The organism is Actinoplanes lutulentus, from assembly GCF_003259845.1.
In the GTDB taxonomy this organism is placed as follows: Bacteria; Actinomycetota; Actinomycetes; order Mycobacteriales; family Micromonosporaceae; genus Actinoplanes; species Actinoplanes lutulentus.
The window spans coordinates 184,442-200,597 of sequence record NZ_QLMJ01000013.1 but is presented as its reverse complement, the minus strand read 5'-3'; the positions used below and the strand labels follow the sequence as shown (position 1 = coordinate 200,597).

Below are 16,156 nucleotides of genomic sequence, written 5' to 3'. Positions count from 1 at the left end.
GTGGATGCTGATCCCGGATCGCTTCAACGGCCCGCCCGGCACCGGTAACGGAGGCTGGTGCGCGGGTGTGTTCGCGCAGGCCACAGGCGTGCGACCGGCCCAGGTGACGCTCCGGGTCCCGCCGCCTCTCGGCGTTTCGCTCGACCTGCGCGACGACGCGATCTGGTCCGGGGAGACGCTGGTCGCCTCGATCGCGCCGGCGCCGCCGGCCGCCTTCACCGGTGCGGATGTGCCGCCGGTGCCGAGGGCGGACGCGGTCGCGGCCTCGGCCGGATATCCCGGTTTCACCTCGCACCCCTTCCCCACCTGCTTCGTCTGCGGGCCGGACCACCCGGACGGGCTGCGGCTCTTCCCCGGTGTGCTGGCCGACGGGCGGACGGCGGCGCCGTGGACGGTCCCGGACGAGGTCTCCGAGCCGACGATGTGGGCCGCGCTGGACTGCCCGGGAGGCTGGGCCGCGATCGCGACCGGCCGGGCGTACGTCCTGGGCCGGATCGCCGCGTCGGTGGAGGCCCTGCCGTCACCGGGCGACGAGTGCGTGGTGGTCGGCGCCGCCACCGCGATCGAGGGCCGCAAGGCAATGGTCGATTCCGCCGTTTACGGCCCCGATGGAAGAAGGCTCGCGATCGCGCGGGCGACCTGGATCACGACCGGCTGACGCCTCGCGCAAGCAGATCTCGCGGAAGGCAGTTGGTCACAGAGTGGACGTCCGGTCGGAGGGCGCTCAAGCACGGCGTAGCCTTGAGCGGGAATCCTACCCGTCCCGCGTGACGGAGCAGTCACGTGATGACAAACACGGTGAAAGAGGCGAACGCGGCAGTGTCGACGCAGCAGACTTCGCAGGACAATCCACTCGCGGACTTCGGTCCCAACGAGTGGATCGTCGATGAGATGTACCAGCGCTACCTGGCCGACCCGACCAGTGTCGACCCCGCCTGGCACGACTTCTTCGCCGACTACAAGCCGGCGATGGCATCGGGATCGATCGCGACTCCGGACGAGGCCAAGGCGGCCACCGCCACCGCGTCCGCGGCGAAAGCGGGCACTGACGCACCGGCGGCGGCCACGGTGGCCCCGGTCAAGCCGGTGACCCCGCCGGCCGAGCCCAAGACCGAGCCGAAGCCGAAGCCGGCCCCGGTGGAGAAGGCCGCTCCCAAGCCATCGTCCACCGTGCCCTCCGACGCGAAGACCACCCCGCTCCGCGGGGTCGCTTCCAAGATCGTCCAGAACATGTCGGCCTCGCTCGAGGTACCGACCGCCACCTCGGTGCGCGCGGTCCCGGCCAAGCTGATGGTCGACAACCGCATCGTCGTCAACAACCACCTCTCCCGCGGGCGTGGTGGCAAGGTCAGCTTCACCCACCTGATCGGCTGGGCGCTGATCCGCGCGGTGGTGCAGCACCCGGAGATGAACAACTCGTTCGCCGAGATCGACGGCAAGCCGAACCTTGTCCAGCCGGAGCACATCAACCTCGGCATCGCGATCGACCTGGCGAAAAAGGACGGCTCCCGCACTCTGGTCGTCCCGTCGATCAAGAACTGCGAGACGATGGACTTCCGTCAGTTCTGGCAGGCGTACGAGGACGTGGTCCGGCGCGCCCGCCGCAACGAGCTGACCATGGAGGACTACTCCGGGACGACGATCTCGCTGACCAACCCCGGCGGCATCGGCACCGTCCACTCCATCCCGCGCCTGATGAACGGGCAGAGCGCCATCATCGGCGTCGGCGCGATGGAATATCCGGCGCCGTACTCCGGCATGAGCGACGACATGCTGACCGAGCTCGGCGTGAGCAAGGTCACCACGCTCACCAGCACGTACGACCACCGGGTCATCCAGGGCGCGCAGTCCGGCGAGTTCCTCAAGGTGATGCACGAGCTGCTGCTCGGCAACCACGGTTTCTACGACGAGATCTTCACGTCGCTGCGGATTCCGTACGAGCCGGTCCGCTGGGTTCGCGACGTGGCCCGCACCTCCGAGGGCCAGATCGACAAGGCCGCCCGGGTGGTCGAGCTGATCCACGCGTACCGGGTGCGCGGTCACCTGATGGCCGACACCGATCCGCTCGAGTTCACCATCCGCAAGCACCCTGACCTGGACGTGCTCCAGCACGGCCTGACCCTCTGGGACCTCGACCGGACCTTCCCGGTCGGCGGCTTCGCCGGCAAGCAGAAGATGAAGCTGCGTGACGTGCTCGGTGTGCTGCGCGACAGCTACTGCCGCCGGGTCGGCATCGAGTACATGCACATCCAGGACCCGGAGGAGCGCCGCTGGGTCCAGGAGCGCATCGAGGTCAAGTACACGAAGCCGGACGCCGACGAGCAGAAGCACATCCTGCACCGGCTGAACGCCGGCGAGGCCTTCGAGACCTTCCTGCAGACCAAGTACGTCGGTCAGAAGCGGTTCTCGCTGGAGGGTGGCGAGTCGCTGATCCCGCTGCTCGACGCGGTTCTCCAGTCGTCCGCCGAGGCCGGCCTGGACGAGATGGTCATCGGCATGGCCCACCGCGGCCGGCTGAACGTTCTGACCAACATCGTCGGCAAGCCGTACGAAAAGATCTTCAACGAGTTCGAGGGTCAGATGGACCCGCGGTCGGCTCACGGCTCCGGTGACGTCAAGTACCACCTGGGCCAGACCGGCAAGTACACGACGCCGGACGGCGAGAGCTCGACGACCGTCAGCGTGGTGGCGAACCCGTCGCACCTGGAGGCTGTCGACCCGGTGCTCGAGGGCATCGTCCGGGCCAAGCAGGACCGTCTCGACCTGGGCCTGCACGGTTACACGGTGCTGCCGGTGCTGGTGCACGGTGACGCCGCGTTCGCCGGTCAGGGCGTGGTCGCCGAGACGCTGAACCTGTCGCAGCTGCGTGGTTACCGGACCGGTGGCACGGTGCACGTCATCGTGAACAACCAGGTCGGCTTCACCACCGCGCCGGAGTACAGCCGCTCGTCGATGTACTCGACCGACGTGGCCCGGATGATCCAGGCCCCGATCTTCCACGTGAACGGCGACGACCCGGAAGCGGTCGTCCGCGTCGCGAAGCTGGCTTTCGAGTACCGGCAGACGTTCAACAAGGACGTCGTCATCGACATGATCTGCTACCGCCGCCGTGGTCACAACGAGGGCGACGACCCCTCGATGACCAACCCGCGGATGTACCAGATCATCGACACCAAGCGCAGCGTGCGGAAGCTGTACACCGAGGAGCTGATCGGCCGCGGTGACATCACCGTGCAGGAGGCCGAGGAGCAGCTCCGCGATTACCAGGGCCGCCTCGAGGACGTGTTCAAGGCCACCCGGGACGCCGGTGGCACCCCGCCCCGCCCGCGCAGCCTCACCGAGGAGGCCGAGCCCGAGGTGCAGACCGCGATCGGCACCGACGTGGTCCGCGCGGTCGGTCAGTCGCACGTCGAGCTGCCCGAGGGCTTCACCCCGCACAAGCGGGTCCAGCAGCTGCTCGACCGCCGCGCCAAGATGTCGTCGGACGGCGGCATCGACTGGGGCTTCGGTGAGCTGATCGCGTTCGGGTCGCTGCTCGGCCAGGGCGTCACGGTCCGTCTCGCCGGCCAGGACTCGCGGCGTGGCACGTTCACCTCGCGGCACGCCGCCATCGTCGACGCGAAAACCGGCAAGGACTTCCTGCCGATCTCCACGCTGGCGACCGGCAACGCCCGGTTCTTCGTGCACGACTCGCTGCTCAGCGAGTACGCGGCGATGGGCTTCGAGTACGGCTACTCGGTGGAGAACACCGAAGCGCTGGTCCTCTGGGAGGCGCAGTTCGGCGACTTCGTCAACGGCGCCCAGTCGATCGTGGACGAGTTCATCTCCTCCGGCGAGGTGAAGTGGGGCCAGCAGTCGTCGCTGGTGCTGCTGCTCCCGCACGGCCAGGAGGGCCAGGGCCCGGACCACTCGTCCGGCCGTCCCGAGCGGTTCCTGCAGCTCTGCGCGCAGGACAACATGCGGGTGGCGAACCCGACCACTCCGGCGAACTACTTCCACCTGCTGCGCCGCCAGGCACTGAGCAGCAAGCGCAAGCCGCTGGTGGTCTTCTCGCCGAAATCGCTGCTGCGCCACAAGCTCGCGGTGTCGTCGGTCGCCGACTTCACCGAGGGCACGTTCCAGCCGATCATCGGCGACGCCGGGATCAACGGCACGCAGCTGGACGCGAACGCGGTGAAGCGGGTTCTGCTCTGCTCGGGCAAGGTCTACTACGACCTGTTCCAGGCGCGGGCCGAGCGCGGCAACACCGACACCGCGATCATCCGGATGGAGCAGATCTACCCGCTGCCGGTCGAGGAGCTCAAGGCGGTGCTCGCGCAGTACCCGAACGCCGAGGACTTCGCCTGGGTCCAGGAGGAGCCGGCCAACCAGGGCGCCTGGTCGTTCGTGGCGCTCAACCTGCTCGAGCACCTGGAGGGTGTCCGCCTGCGGCGGATCTCCCGCCCGGCCGCGGCCGCCCCGGCGGTCGGCTCGGCGAAGATGCACGAGGCCGAGCAGGCGGCGCTGGTCGAGGCCTCGCTGCCCCGCCCGTAACAGCCTGAAAAGGGAAGGGGCTGCTCCGGGAAACCGGGGCGGCCCCTTCTACTATCCGGGCATGTACTTCACCGACCGTGGCATCGAGGAACTCGTCCAGCGTCGTGGCGAGGAGACCGTGACCCTGGAGTGGATCGGCGAGCAGCTGCGCACCTTCGTCGACATGAACCCCGAGTTCGAGACGCCGATCGAGCGCTTCGCCACCTGGCTGGCCCGCGACGACGAGGACGACGACGAATAGAACTCGGGACTTTCGGCCCGGCCGCGCGGTGATCCTGCCGGTAGGTTGAATCCGTGGCACGCAGTGTGTACGTCGCGGGCTTGGGCCCCGGTGTCGGTAAAGGAACCGTGGCGCTCGGCATCGTCGAGTTGCTGTCCCGGCGAGTCGCTCAGGTGGCGGTCTTCCGTCCCCTGGTGGCGGGCCAGGACCGAGATCCGCTTCTCTCCGTCCTCCGGGATCGTTATCCCGGCCCGGTGCCGTACGAGGAGTCCTTCGGCGTCACCATGGCCGAGGCATCCGCGCTGGTCGCCGACGGCCGCCGGGAGGAGCTGATCGGCCGGATCGTGGAGCGTTACCGGGACGTCGAGCGGCGCAGTGCGGCCGTCGTCGTGATCGGCAGCGATTTCTCCGACAAGGCCGACGAGGGCCGCGAGGAGCTGCCCCGGGAATTGGCCTTCAACGCGCGCCTCGCGACCGAATTCGGCAGTGTGGTGGTCCCGGTGGTCAGCGGCGAGGGGCGTACCCCTGAGTCGCTCGCGGCGGCGGCGCGTAGCGCGTACCACTCGCTTGTTGATCTGGGCGCGACCGTTCTCGCGGTGATCGCCAACCGCGTGCCCTTCGATCTTGAAAAGATCGCCGGCCTGCCGGTTCCGGTCTGGGCGATGCCCGAGGTCGCGGCCATCGCCGCGCCGACGGTGGCCGAGGTCGCTGCCGCGCTGGACGCCACGGTCTTCATGGGTACGCCCAGCGCCCTGGACCGCGACGTGCTGGATTACGTGGTCGGCGCCGCCCAGGTGCCCACCGTCCTGAAACACCTGACCGAGGGCGCACTGCTGATCACCCCCGGCGACCGCGCGGACCTGCTGGTGGCGGCGAGCGCCGCGCACGCGGCCGGCACCGCCACCCTGGCCGGTCTGGTGCTGACCCTCGGCGAGCCGCCGGACCCGCAAGCCGTCGAGGTCATCGAGCGCCTGAACACCGGCCTCGCCATCCTGATCTCCCAGGCGGACAGCTACCACACGATCGCGGCGGCCGGCCGGATCAAGGCGGAGCTGAGCACACCCCGCAAGGTCGAGGCGGCGCTCGGCGTCTTCGAGAAGAACGTGGACACCGCGGAGCTGTCGCGGATGCTGGACGTGGCCCGGTCCAGCCGGGTGACCCCGCTGATGTTCGAGAACGACCTGATCGACAAGGCTCGCGGCGACCGGCGGCACCTGGTGCTGCCGGAGGGCACCGAGGAGCGGATCCTGCGGGCCACCGAGACGCTGCTGCGGCGTGACGTCGCCGACCTCACCCTGCTCGGCGACCCGGCGGAGATCACCCGGCGGGCCCGGGAGATCGGTGTGGAGATCGGCGGGGCGCAGCTGGTCGACCCGTCGTCCAGCCAGTGGCGCGAGGACTTCGCATCCCGGTACGCGGAGCTGCGCAAACACCGCGGCGTCACGCTGGACCTGGCGTTCGACGTGGTCCGGGACGTGAACTACTTCGGCACCATGATGGTCGCGGCCGGCCTGGCCGACGGCATGGTCTCCGGCGCGAACCACACGACGGCCGCCACCATCCGGCCGGCTTTCGAGATCATCAAGACGGTTCCGGGCCTGTCGGTGGCGTCGAGCGTCTTCTTCATGCTGCTCGCCGACCGGGTGCTGGTCTACGGCGACTGCGCGGTCAACCCGGACCCGGACGCCGCACAGCTCGCCGACATCGCGCTCTCGTCGGCGCAGACGGCTGCCGCGTTCGGCATCGAGCCACGGGTCGCGATGCTGTCGTACTCCACCGGAAGTTCCGGTTCCGGCGCCGACGTGGAGAAGGTCGCGGCGGCCACCGCGCTGGTCCGCGAGCGACGGCCCGACCTGCCGGTCGAGGGACCCATCCAGTACGACGCGGCGATCGACCCGGCCGTCGCCGCCGCGAAACTGCCCGGCAGCCTGGTGGCCGGTAAGGCGACCGTCTTCGTGTTCCCCGACCTGAACACGGGTAACAACACGTACAAGGCCGTGCAGCGATCGGCGAACGCGGTGGCGGTCGGCCCGGTCATGCAGGGCCTGCGCGCGCCGGTCAACGACCTGTCCCGGGGCGCCACGGTCAAGGACATCGTCAACACGGTCGCCATCACGGCGATCCAGGCGGGAGCGAAATGACCCGGGTACTCGTGCTCAACTGCGGCTCGTCGTCGCTGCGATACCGGCTTTACGACGGTGACGAGGTGCTCACCAAAGGCCTGGTCCAGCGGATCGGCGAGGCCGACGGTGACGCGGCCGACCACGACGAGGCCCTGCGCACGCTGATGGACGACCTGGACCTGACCGGGCTGTCCGCGGTCGGCCACCGGGTGGTGCACGGCGGCGAGCGGTTCACCTCGGCGACAGTGGTGGACGACGAGGTGCTGGCCGCGATCGAGGAGCTCATCCCGCTGGCCCCGCTGCACAACCCGGGCGCGCTGACCGGCCTGCGGGTGGCCCGCAAGTTGCTGCCGGACGTGCCTCAGGTGGCGGTCTTCGACACCGCGTTCCACGCGACGATCCCGCCGGAAGGCGCGCTCTGGGCGGTCGACAAGGACCTCGCCAGCCGGTGGGGGCTGCGCCGGTACGGGTTCCACGGGACCTCGCACGCGTACGTTTCCCGGGAGACGGCACGGGTGATCGGCAAGCCGGCCGGCGAGGCGAACGTGATCACGCTGCATCTCGGCAACGGCGCGAGCGCCGCCGCGGTCCGCGGTGGGCGAAGCGTGGCGACGTCGATGGGCATGACCCCGCTGCCCGGCCTGGTGATGGGCACCCGTTCGGGTGACATCGACCCGAGCCTGATCTTCCACCTGCACCGGGTGGCCGGACTGTCGCTCGACGAGATCGAGGACATGCTGACCCGGAGATCCGGGCTGCTCGGCCTCTCCGGCGCCAACGACATGCGTACCGTCCTGGAGCGCGCCGGAGCCGGCGACGAGGATGCGCGGCTGGCGTTCGACGTCTTCTGCCGGCGGATCCGGGAGTACGTCGGGTCGTACCTGGCCGTGCTCGGCCGGGTGGACGCGATCACGTTCACCGCCGGGGTCGGCGAGAACGCGCCGCGGGTCCGGGAACACGCGCTGGCCGGGCTGGAAGCCCTCGGCATCACGGTGGACCCGGACCGCAACGCTCGCAATGAGTTGATCATCTCCCCGGACGGATCACCGATCACCGTGTGTGTGGTGCCGACCGAGGAGGAGCTGGAGATCGCTTCGGAGGCCCGGAAGGCCGTTTCCTAGAGCGCGAGCCAGGTTACGAGGGCGATCAGGACGACGAGGGCGACCACGCCACCGATCACGAACGGAAGCTTGGACGACGACGACTCGGAGTCGGACGTCGTCCGGGTGAACGCGCGGAACGCCTCGGTGTTGCCGCTGGGGTCGACGCTGTTGTCAGACATGCGCCGACCCTAGCGAAACGGGTCAAGGATGGCGAAACAGACCACCTGATCAGGCGAGATGATCGATTACCACCTTGCCGAAGACCTCGCCCGCGTCGAGCCGCTCGAACGCCTTCGCCGCCTCGCTGAACGGGTGCGTCGAGTCGATCACCGGGCGGACCGTGCTGTCGGCGACCAGTTGCAGCAGCGCGGCGAGCTCGTCGGGCGTACCCATGCTGCTGCCCAGGATCTCGATCCGCATGGCGAAGACCCGGCGCAGGTCGATGGTGGCCTTGTGTCCGGCGGTCGCGCCGCACACCACGATCCGGGCGCCGGGCGCCGCGCACTTCATCGAGTGGTCGAACGTGGGCTCGCCAACCGACTCGATCACCACGTCCACCCGCTCCGGCAGCCGCGCGCCGGGCTCCAGCGCGGTCGCGCCGAGCTCGCTGATCCGCTCACGTTTCCACTGCTCACGGCTGGTCGCGTAAACCCGTTTGCCCAGCGCCACGCCGATCGCGACCGCCGCGGTCGCGACGCCGCCTCCGGCGCCTTGAACCAGGACGGACCCACCCTCAGCGATCCGGCCGCGGGTCACGAGCATGTGGTACGCCGTAAGCCAGGCGGTCGGCAGGCAGGCCGCCTCGGCGAAGGAGACCCCAGCCGGTTTCGCGATCAGGTTCTCCCGGGGTGCCGCGATCCTCTCCGCGATGCCGCCGGGGTGACGCTCGGAGAAGATCGAAAAGCCCCGCGGGTCGACCTTGTCCTCGACCACCGGGAAGACGACGACCTCGTTGCCGTCCGGGTCGACGCCGGCCGCGTCGCAGCCGAGGATCATCGGCAGCCGGTCGGCGGGCAGGCCGACCCCACGCAGCGACCACAGGTCGTGGTGGTTGAGCGAGGAGGCGCGCACCTCGACCGGCACCCAGCCGTCGGGTGTGGCGCGCTCGGGCAGGTCACCGACGGTCAGCCCGCGCAGGGGCTCGTCCGGGTTCAGGGCGGAGGCGTAAGCGGCTCGCATCAGCCGACCTTAACGCTGAATAAGACGCCTTTGAATAGAACACCGCGCCGCCCCCGCGTTGTGCGGGAGCGGCGCGGCCTCTTGTCCGATGGTGGTGCCGTCCGGGTCAGGCCGGGACGACCGCCGCCGCGGGCGCCGGAACCGCGGACCGGCGCGCGACGCCGTCCTCGATCGCCGCCGCCGCGACCGCTGCCGCGACGGCCGGAGCGACCCGCGGGTCCAGCGGGGACGGCACGATCGCCTCGGGACGCAGGTCGTCGGAGACGATCGCGGCGATCGCGTCGGCCGCGGCGACCTTCATCCGGTCGGTGATCGTGGTGGCCCGGACGTCGAGCGCGCCGCGGAAGATGCCCGGGAACGCCAGAACGTTGTTGATCTGGTTCGGGAAGTCGCTGCGGCCGGTCGCGACGACCGACGCGTACTTGTGCGCGACCGTCGGGTGGACCTCCGGCGTCGGGTTGGCCAGCGCGAAGATGATCGCGCCCGGCGCCATCCCGGCCAGCGCGGACTCCTCGATCGCCCCACCGGAGACGCCGACCAGCACGTCCGCGCCGATCAGTGCCTCGGCGATGCCACCGGTACGCCCGGAGATGTTCGTCGTGGCGGCGAGCTGCTCCTTGACCGGACCGAGGTTGGGCCGGTCGGCGTGGATGATGCCGCGCGAGTCGCAGACGATCATGTTGGCACCCTGGACACCCGCCGCGATCAGCGTTTTCGTGATCGCGACACCGGCCGCGCCGGCGCCGCTGATAACGACGCGCAGGTCGGCGAACTGACGCCCGAGCAGCTTCGCGGCATTGCGCAGCGCGGCGAGCGTGACGACAGCGGTGCCGTGCTGGTCGTCGTGGAAGACCGGGATGTCGAGCTCGGCGTCGAGGCGCTGCTCGATCTCGAAGCAGCGCGGCGCGCTGATGTCCTCCAGGTTGATCCCGCCGAACGACGGGGCCATCGCCTTGACCGTGGCGATGATGCCCTCGACGTCCTGGGTGTCGAGGCAGATCGGGATCGAGTCGACCCCGCCGAACTGCTTGAACAGGACCGACTTGCCCTCCATGACCGGCATGGCGGCTTTCGGCCCGATGTTGCCGAGGCCCAGGACGGCCGAGCCGTCGGTGACCACGGCGACCGTGTTGGCGGTCCAGGTGTAATCGGGGTAGAGCGACTCGTCCTCGGCGATCGCCTCACAGACCCGGGCGACACCCGGGGTGTACGCCAGGGACAGGTCGTCCCGGCTGGCGAGCGGAACAGTGGCGCTCATCGTCATCTTGCCCTGGCGGTGCAGGTCGAAGACCGGATCGGCGGCAAGGGCAGGATCGAGCTCAAAACTGAAAAAAGACACGGTGAACTCCACACGGCATCGTCATTGACACGTTGGCACCTGACCACTGCTGGTCGCGAGTATGCGCCAGAGGGAGGTGCGATGCGGGGATCACCCGGTAAAGCAACCGCAGCACGGGTGTGCGCTGGGGATCAGAAGACCTTAACTCAAACGCCCTGGCCTGGGCCAGTACCGGTACGTCACACGGCCCCGCGTGTCGGCAACGCCGTACGCCCGCGAGTCGTCGGAGGCGAACTCGTTGTCACCCTCCAGCCACCAGCCGCCGTCCTGTTCGCGTACCGCGCGTTTGACCACCAGCAGGTCGGGCCGGGACCGGAAGCTCGCCACCACGATGTCTCCGGGACGGATCCGGCGGCCGCCGCGGCGGACCACCAGAGCGTCGCCGGAGCGCAGCGCCGGGACCATCGACGGGCCCTGCACCAGCACTACGAACAGTGGTAATTGCCATCTCAAGGCATCAAGCCTCCGTCGCGTTACCCCATGGGTGTAAGGGGTAGTGTCAACCTTGGATCATCGCAAATCTCTTTGGAGGAGTCCTGATGCGACTTCCGCGTTTCCTCACGCCGCGCACCGTTGTCAGCGCGCACTGTGACCTGCCCTGTGGGGTCTACGACCCGGCGCAGGCCCGGATCGAGGCCGAGTCGATCAAGGCCATCGCCGAGAAGTACCAGGCGAACACCGACCCGGAGTTCCGCACCCGCGCCATCCTGATCAAGGAGCAGCGCTCCGAGCTGGTCAAGCACCACCTGTGGGTGCTCTGGACCGACTACTTCAAGGCACCGCACTTCGAGAAGTACCCGCAGCTGCACGGCCTGTTCAACGAGGCCACCAAGCTGGCCGGCGCTGCCGGCGCGAAGGGCTCGGTCGACCCGGCCGTCGCCGAGCAGCTGCTTGGCAAGATCGAGGAGATCTCCAAGATCTTCTGGGAGACCAAGCAGGCCTGAGCGGTTCCCAGGCCCGGCAGCCGGAGTGATTCCGGCAGCCGGGCCTGCCCTTACTCAGCGTGAGCGGCTAGAGTCTCCTCCATCAGGAGGAGGGGCTCGGGTGACTCAGCTGATGCAGACAGGGCCGGACGTCGGTGACGACGTCGTACTACTGACCGTTCCCGCCGACGGCGGGTACCTCGGTGTCCTCCGTACGGCCACCGCCGGTCTCGCGGCGCGGCTGCACTTCGCGCTCGACGAGATCGAGGACTTGCGGATCGCGGTCGACGAGGCATGCGCCATGCTGCTGGCGATAGCCACGCGCGGCGCCGAGCTGGAGTGCCGTTTCGCGGTCACCGACGATGCGCTGACCGTCGAGGTCACCGTCTCCACGGTTCGCGGCGCGCGGCTGCCGTCCGAGTCGTCGTTCGCGTGGAAAGTGCTGACCGCGCTCACGACGTCGGCCGAGGCCGAGGCCAACGGGCGTTCTGCCACGATTCGGCTGCTTACTCGGCGTACCGAATTCTAGGTTTGGCTTTTCTCAGCGGACTGCCTCGGCGATGAAGTCGAGGTGTTCGCCCGCGACGCGCGTCGCACTCTCGGCGTCCTGCGAGATCAGGCACTCCACCAGGCGGCGATGGTCGGCGTCGATGCGCATCCAGTACCCCTCGGGCAGCACGCCGATGACCTCCTCGCCGTAAGAAGCCTGGTAAAGCGGGCTCCCGACCAGCTCGAACAGCGGGTTGCCGGTGGCCTTGGACATCGCCCGATGAAACGCGGAATGCGCCGCCATCATCGTGTCGAAGTCGTCGATCACCGGGTCGAAGAGCGCGCCACGCAGCTCGGCCAGGTGAGAGTCGGTCCTGCGCATCGCGGCCAGGCCCGCTGCCGGCACCTCCAACGCGCGCCGCAACTCCAGCAGGTCGACGAGACCGACGCTGGCGGAGTGGGTGAGCAGCGCGAATCCGGTCGACAGCCCGTCGGCGAGCTGTTCGGCGTCCGGATGCGAGACGAAACTGCCGCCGGTCACTCCGCGCGTCGTCACGATCAGATGCTGGCTGGCGAGAAGCCGCAGCGCCTCGCGCACCGTGCTCCGGCTGACGCCGATCTTGACGCAGAGTTCGGGTTCCGGAGGCAGACGTTCACCGGGCTGCAGCCGCCCGGAAGTGATATCTGCACGCAAATCGTCCGCAAGCTGCTGATATGCGGGCGGGCGCACCGTTGAGCCGGTCACCCATACAGGTTAGGCCCTGATGAGCCGGCGGAGACCCACTAATCGACGCCCAACGCTCGACTACTCGGCGGAACAAGAATCAGAGCCGCGGTCACCGCGGCTAGAACCAGCATGCCCACGCCCAGCCAAATCATGCCGATCTGGACCAGAAATCCTCCGGTCGCCAGCAGGAACAGCTGAACCACGACCGCCGGGCCCCGCGCACGGACCGCGCCGCGCCCGAGAGCGCGCGCCACCACGAAAACCCCGAACGCGGCCAGAGCGGCCATCACCGTGAGCGACGCGGCGATCGCCACGTCGATCCCATCCCCGGTCAGATCAAGGACTACGAGGTACGCCGTGAGCACGGCGAGGCCGGCCGCCTGCAGGTAGAGCAGCCGAACCCCCCATTCGAGGGTCGCCGCTCGGTCTTTCACGGGGTTCTCTCCGGTCACTCGTGCACCATACCGACAGACCGGAGGCGTTTCGACGGGTACAGTGCCGCCCATGCGAGCGTTGCTGGTGGTCAACCCCAGGGCGACGACGACCAGTGAGCGCAGCCGCGATGTCCTGGTCCGGGCGTTGCGCAGCGCGGTGGACCTGACGGTGCGATACACGGAACGGCGCGGCCATGCCACGAAGCTGGCCCGCGACGCGGCCGAGACCGGGGTCGACCTGGTCGTCACGCTGGGCGGCGACGGCACGGTGAACGAGGCGGTCAACGGACTGCTGACCGCGGCTCCCGCTCTCGGCGGGTTGTCCGGCCCTCTGGCGTACCGGCTTCCGGCGCTCGCCGTGGTCCCCGGCGGATCCACAAACGTCTTCGCCCGCGCGCTCGGCATGCCACGCGACTGGGTGGACGGCACCAGCGTGATACTCGACGGCATCCGCGACGGCCGGCACCGGATCATCAATCTCGGCCGGGCCGACGACCGGTACTTCACCTTCGCGGCCGGCCTCGGCTGGGACGCCGCGACGATTCGCAAAGTGGAGCAGGCCCGCCTCCGGGGGCGTACCTCCACGCCGGCTCTCTACGTCCGCGCGATGACATCTCAATTCTTCACCGGAATGGATCGCAAGGATCCACCGATGTCGCTGGAACGGCCGGGCGAGGAGACCGAGAACGGGATCGGCACGGTGATCGTTCAGAACACCGCACCCTGGACGTATGTGGGTGAGCGGTCCGTCGACCCGAACCCCGGCGCCGCCTTCGATCTGGGCCTCGACGTGATGGCGATGCGCCGCCTCAACCTCCCCGGCACCGCACGGACCGTGACACAACTCGCGTGGCAGTCCAGTGATCTCCGAGGTAAACAAGTATTACGGCTTCATGACATCGCCGAGTTCACCGTGGTGGCGTCCCGACCCCAGGCTTTCCAGCTGGACGGCGACTACCTAGGCGAACGCCAGAAAGTGCACTTCGTGTCCGTCCCCTCAGCTCTGCGTGTGATCTGCTGACAACGGGGTACGTGAACCTGGTAGGTGCTCACGATCCGTTACAGAAACACGGTCAAAAGGTCGGCGAAGTGGGCAGGACCGTACTACATTGATGGGAGCGTTCGTCATCCGGCTCTGGCAGTAACCACGGAACCGGACATAAGGGTGCGTGAGCCAGCTCACCCGGCGGGAGAAACTTCCGGCGCTACCCTTGACATCGCGAGAGTTCGTGAAAGCATTCACAAGCGAAAAGAAGTAACCGGTTGCTGCTTGTGCGCGTTCCTTAATCAAGAAGCGCAGAACAGCCACCAAACGCAAATAGCTTGCTGACGCACTGGTGATCGCGCGGGCACAACCCGTCGCCTCCACTGCGCATGCATATAGGTAAACAGCACTGTTTTCATTACCCCATCCGAAACAAGGAGTTTGCCGCCATGGACTGGCGTCACGATGCGATCTGCCGCGACGAGGACCCTGAGCTGTTCTTCCCGATCGGGACGTCTGGCCCGGCGCTCCTGCAAGTCGAGCAGGCCAAGGCCGTGTGCCGGCGGTGCCCGGTGACCGAGTCGTGCCTCTCTTGGGCCCTCGAGTCGGGTCAGGACGCCGGCGTATGGGGCGGTATGAGCGAAGACGAACGGCGCGCAGTCAAGCGTCGCGGCGGCCTTCGGGTCGGCGCTCCCACCGCCTGAATCAATCCCCCACACAGCATTTGCGCCCCGGGCCTCACGGCACCGGGGCGTCTTGCTGTTTCGGGTCGCTCACCCAGCGCTTCATTCCGCAGTGCGCAATTGCGATCACGTTCAGTTTTCCCGAACCCGCGAAATGATCTCGAAATTCGGATCAAGACGCTTTGCGTCGCGGACTCGGCACACTCCGCATTGGAGTGACCCGCTCACTCTTTCGCAGTTACCTTGCGCGGAGCGCCGGTAACCCACAGTGAGTTAGTTCGTTCACCGGCAATCAGGTAACTACTTGATCGCGTAGTCCTCATCGGACTAGCCCCCAAGGGGCCGCCCGGTCACCACCAAATCCCCTGAATCCCGCCAAGCCCTCACTGTGAATCCCCTGAATCACCTGTGAATCCCCTGAACCCCAGCCCGGCCAAGCACCAGAAAACCCCAAGGCCACCAGACCGCCACGCCCCGCCAGACCGTCACGACCCAGCAGACCGTCACGACCCGGCCGACCGTCGCAACCCCCGTTGACCGTCGCAACCCGGTCGACCGCCACGGCCCAGTGGACCGTCGCGACCCGGTGACCGTCGCGATCGGCTGGACCGTTGGAGTCGCAGACCGTTGGAGCCCCTAAATCGTTGGCGATCCACCGACCCGCCGCAGATCCGCTGAGAATGCTCCGAGAGAGCGCTGAGCGCCCCGAAGCATCCGGGATCGGCTCAGACTCCATCCAGGACGTTCCCGCCCCGCAGAACCCCGCTCCGGCAAGGCAGACAGGCGCGCAGAAGCCTCCTCGCCTGTCACACCCCGCCAGAGCTAGGCAAGCGCGCCGCCCGCATACCGACCAGAACTCGCCCGAGCCGGCCCCTGAGACCGCAGGACGCACCGAATCTTGTGAGGTTGCGCCGCCCAGCCCACCCAAAGCGCACTAGATCCACGAGCAGGCGGGCGTCCGCGCAGAAACGCCCGGCGTCGAGCCGACACGCACGCGCCCCCTGACGATCGTTCCCAGCCGCCGAACCGCTGGACAGCTCAGCCACGACCAAGCTCCCCCGCACGAGCCGTAGCCGAGACACGAAATAACCCACCCATTCCACGTCTCAACGACGGCTGGCGAAGATCAGCCGTCGCTCAGACACGGAATCATCGGCTTATTCCATGCGTCAGCTACGGCTCAACTGGGCGAGGCACCCCGGCGACCCCCACCGAGCCAAACGGAACACCTCCCCCACCGAGCCAAACCGGACGCGCCTCCCTAGCCGAACCAGGCCCGGACGCCTCCCCCAGCCGAACCAAGCCGGACACCCCCGCCGCGACAAGCGGGACGCCTCCGCTCGTCGCGACGAGCGGGACGTCTGGATTGGGCTGGGACGCGGGCCCACCGTGGGCTCCTGACACCGTCGCCGCGTGGC

Annotated in this window: 15 protein-coding genes; 9 read left to right on the top strand and 6 right to left on the bottom strand. The window is 68.4% G+C overall.

The features are described from left to right. Nucleotides 1–4 precede the first annotated feature (4 nt). The 5 genes from B0I29_RS26485 (at nt 5) to B0I29_RS26465 (ending at nt 7,997) form a co-directional block, all read left to right on the top strand. The gene (locus B0I29_RS26485) at nt 5–658 is read left to right on the top strand and encodes a hypothetical protein (RefSeq protein WP_111651874.1); all 654 of its coding nucleotides are present in this window, start codon (nt 5–7) and stop codon (nt 656–658) included. Nucleotides 659–786: 128 nt separating this feature from the next. Further along, nucleotides 787–4,533, top strand: coding sequence for a multifunctional oxoglutarate decarboxylase/oxoglutarate dehydrogenase thiamine pyrophosphate-binding subunit/dihydrolipoyllysine-residue succinyltransferase subunit (locus tag B0I29_RS26480; RefSeq protein WP_221402739.1), 3,747 nt, complete (start codon nt 787–789; stop codon nt 4,531–4,533). 61 nt (nt 4,534–4,594) lie between these two features. Beyond that, nucleotides 4,595–4,774 (top strand): DUF6104 family protein, encoded by a 180-nt coding sequence (locus tag B0I29_RS26475; RefSeq protein ID WP_111651783.1) that lies wholly within the window; start codon nt 4,595–4,597, stop codon nt 4,772–4,774. A gap of 53 nt (nt 4,775–4,827) precedes the next feature. After that, nucleotides 4,828–6,894, top strand: coding sequence for a phosphate acetyltransferase (pta, locus tag B0I29_RS26470; RefSeq protein ID WP_111651782.1), 2,067 nt, complete (start codon nt 4,828–4,830; stop codon nt 6,892–6,894). Then, the gene (locus B0I29_RS26465; RefSeq protein ID WP_111651781.1) at nt 6,891–7,997 is read left to right on the top strand and encodes an acetate/propionate family kinase; all 1,107 of its coding nucleotides are present in this window, start codon (nt 6,891–6,893) and stop codon (nt 7,995–7,997) included. The genes pta and B0I29_RS26465 overlap by 4 nt, the downstream gene beginning before the upstream one ends. Here B0I29_RS26465 and B0I29_RS45910 read toward each other — a convergent pair. The 4 genes from B0I29_RS45910 to B0I29_RS26450 form a co-directional block, all read right to left on the bottom strand. Then, entirely contained in the window at nt 7,994–8,158 is a 165-nt protein-coding gene (locus B0I29_RS45910; protein WP_181557985.1) for a hypothetical protein, read from the bottom strand. The two genes, B0I29_RS26465 and B0I29_RS45910, sit on opposite strands and share 4 nt — an antisense overlap. Before the next feature lie 49 nt (nt 8,159–8,207). Then, nucleotides 8,208–9,158: a zinc-binding dehydrogenase gene (locus tag B0I29_RS26460; RefSeq protein WP_111651780.1), complete on the bottom strand. Its 951-nt coding sequence runs from the start codon at nt 9,156–9,158 to the stop codon at nt 8,208–8,210. A gap of 106 nt (nt 9,159–9,264) precedes the next feature. Further along, complete coding sequence (locus B0I29_RS26455; protein WP_111651872.1) at nt 9,265–10,497, bottom strand: NAD(P)-dependent malic enzyme; 1,233 nt, start codon at nt 10,495–10,497, stop codon at nt 9,265–9,267. A 141-nt stretch (nt 10,498–10,638) separates the two neighbouring features. After that, nucleotides 10,639–10,950 carry a S24/S26 family peptidase gene (locus B0I29_RS26450; protein ID WP_220091409.1) on the bottom strand — a complete coding sequence of 104 codons (312 nt, stop codon included), beginning with the start codon at nt 10,948–10,950 and terminating at the stop codon, nt 10,639–10,641. 86 nt (nt 10,951–11,036) lie between these two features. Between B0I29_RS26450 and sodN the strand changes: the two genes are divergently transcribed. Next, entirely contained in the window at nt 11,037–11,441 is a 405-nt protein-coding gene (gene sodN / locus B0I29_RS26445; RefSeq protein ID WP_111651779.1) for a superoxide dismutase, Ni, read from the top strand. Between the two features lie 112 nt (nt 11,442–11,553). Next, on the top strand, nt 11,554–11,949 hold the full coding sequence (locus tag B0I29_RS26440; RefSeq protein ID WP_181557991.1) for an ATP-binding protein: 396 nt from the start codon (nt 11,554–11,556) through the stop codon (nt 11,947–11,949). Between the two features lie 12 nt (nt 11,950–11,961). Here B0I29_RS26440 and B0I29_RS26435 read toward each other — a convergent pair whose 3' ends face one another. Next, nucleotides 11,962–12,654, bottom strand: a complete 693-nt coding sequence (locus B0I29_RS26435) for a FadR/GntR family transcriptional regulator (RefSeq protein ID WP_111651777.1) — start codon at nt 12,652–12,654, stop codon at nt 11,962–11,964. Between the two features lie 38 nt (nt 12,655–12,692). Then, nucleotides 12,693–13,088 carry a hypothetical protein gene (locus B0I29_RS26430; protein WP_245972749.1) on the bottom strand — a complete coding sequence of 132 codons (396 nt, stop codon included), beginning with the start codon at nt 13,086–13,088 and terminating at the stop codon, nt 12,693–12,695. 52 nt (nt 13,089–13,140) lie between these two features. Between B0I29_RS26430 and B0I29_RS26425 the strand changes: the two genes are divergently transcribed. Together B0I29_RS26425 and B0I29_RS26420 are read left to right on the top strand one after the other, a co-directional pair. Beyond that, entirely contained in the window at nt 13,141–14,091 is a 951-nt protein-coding gene (locus B0I29_RS26425) for a diacylglycerol/lipid kinase family protein (protein ID WP_111651775.1), read from the top strand. A gap of 413 nt (nt 14,092–14,504) precedes the next feature. Beyond that, entirely contained in the window at nt 14,505–14,759 is a 255-nt protein-coding gene (locus tag B0I29_RS26420; RefSeq protein WP_014447395.1) for a WhiB family transcriptional regulator, read from the top strand. Nucleotides 14,760–16,156: the final 1,397 nt, after the last annotated feature.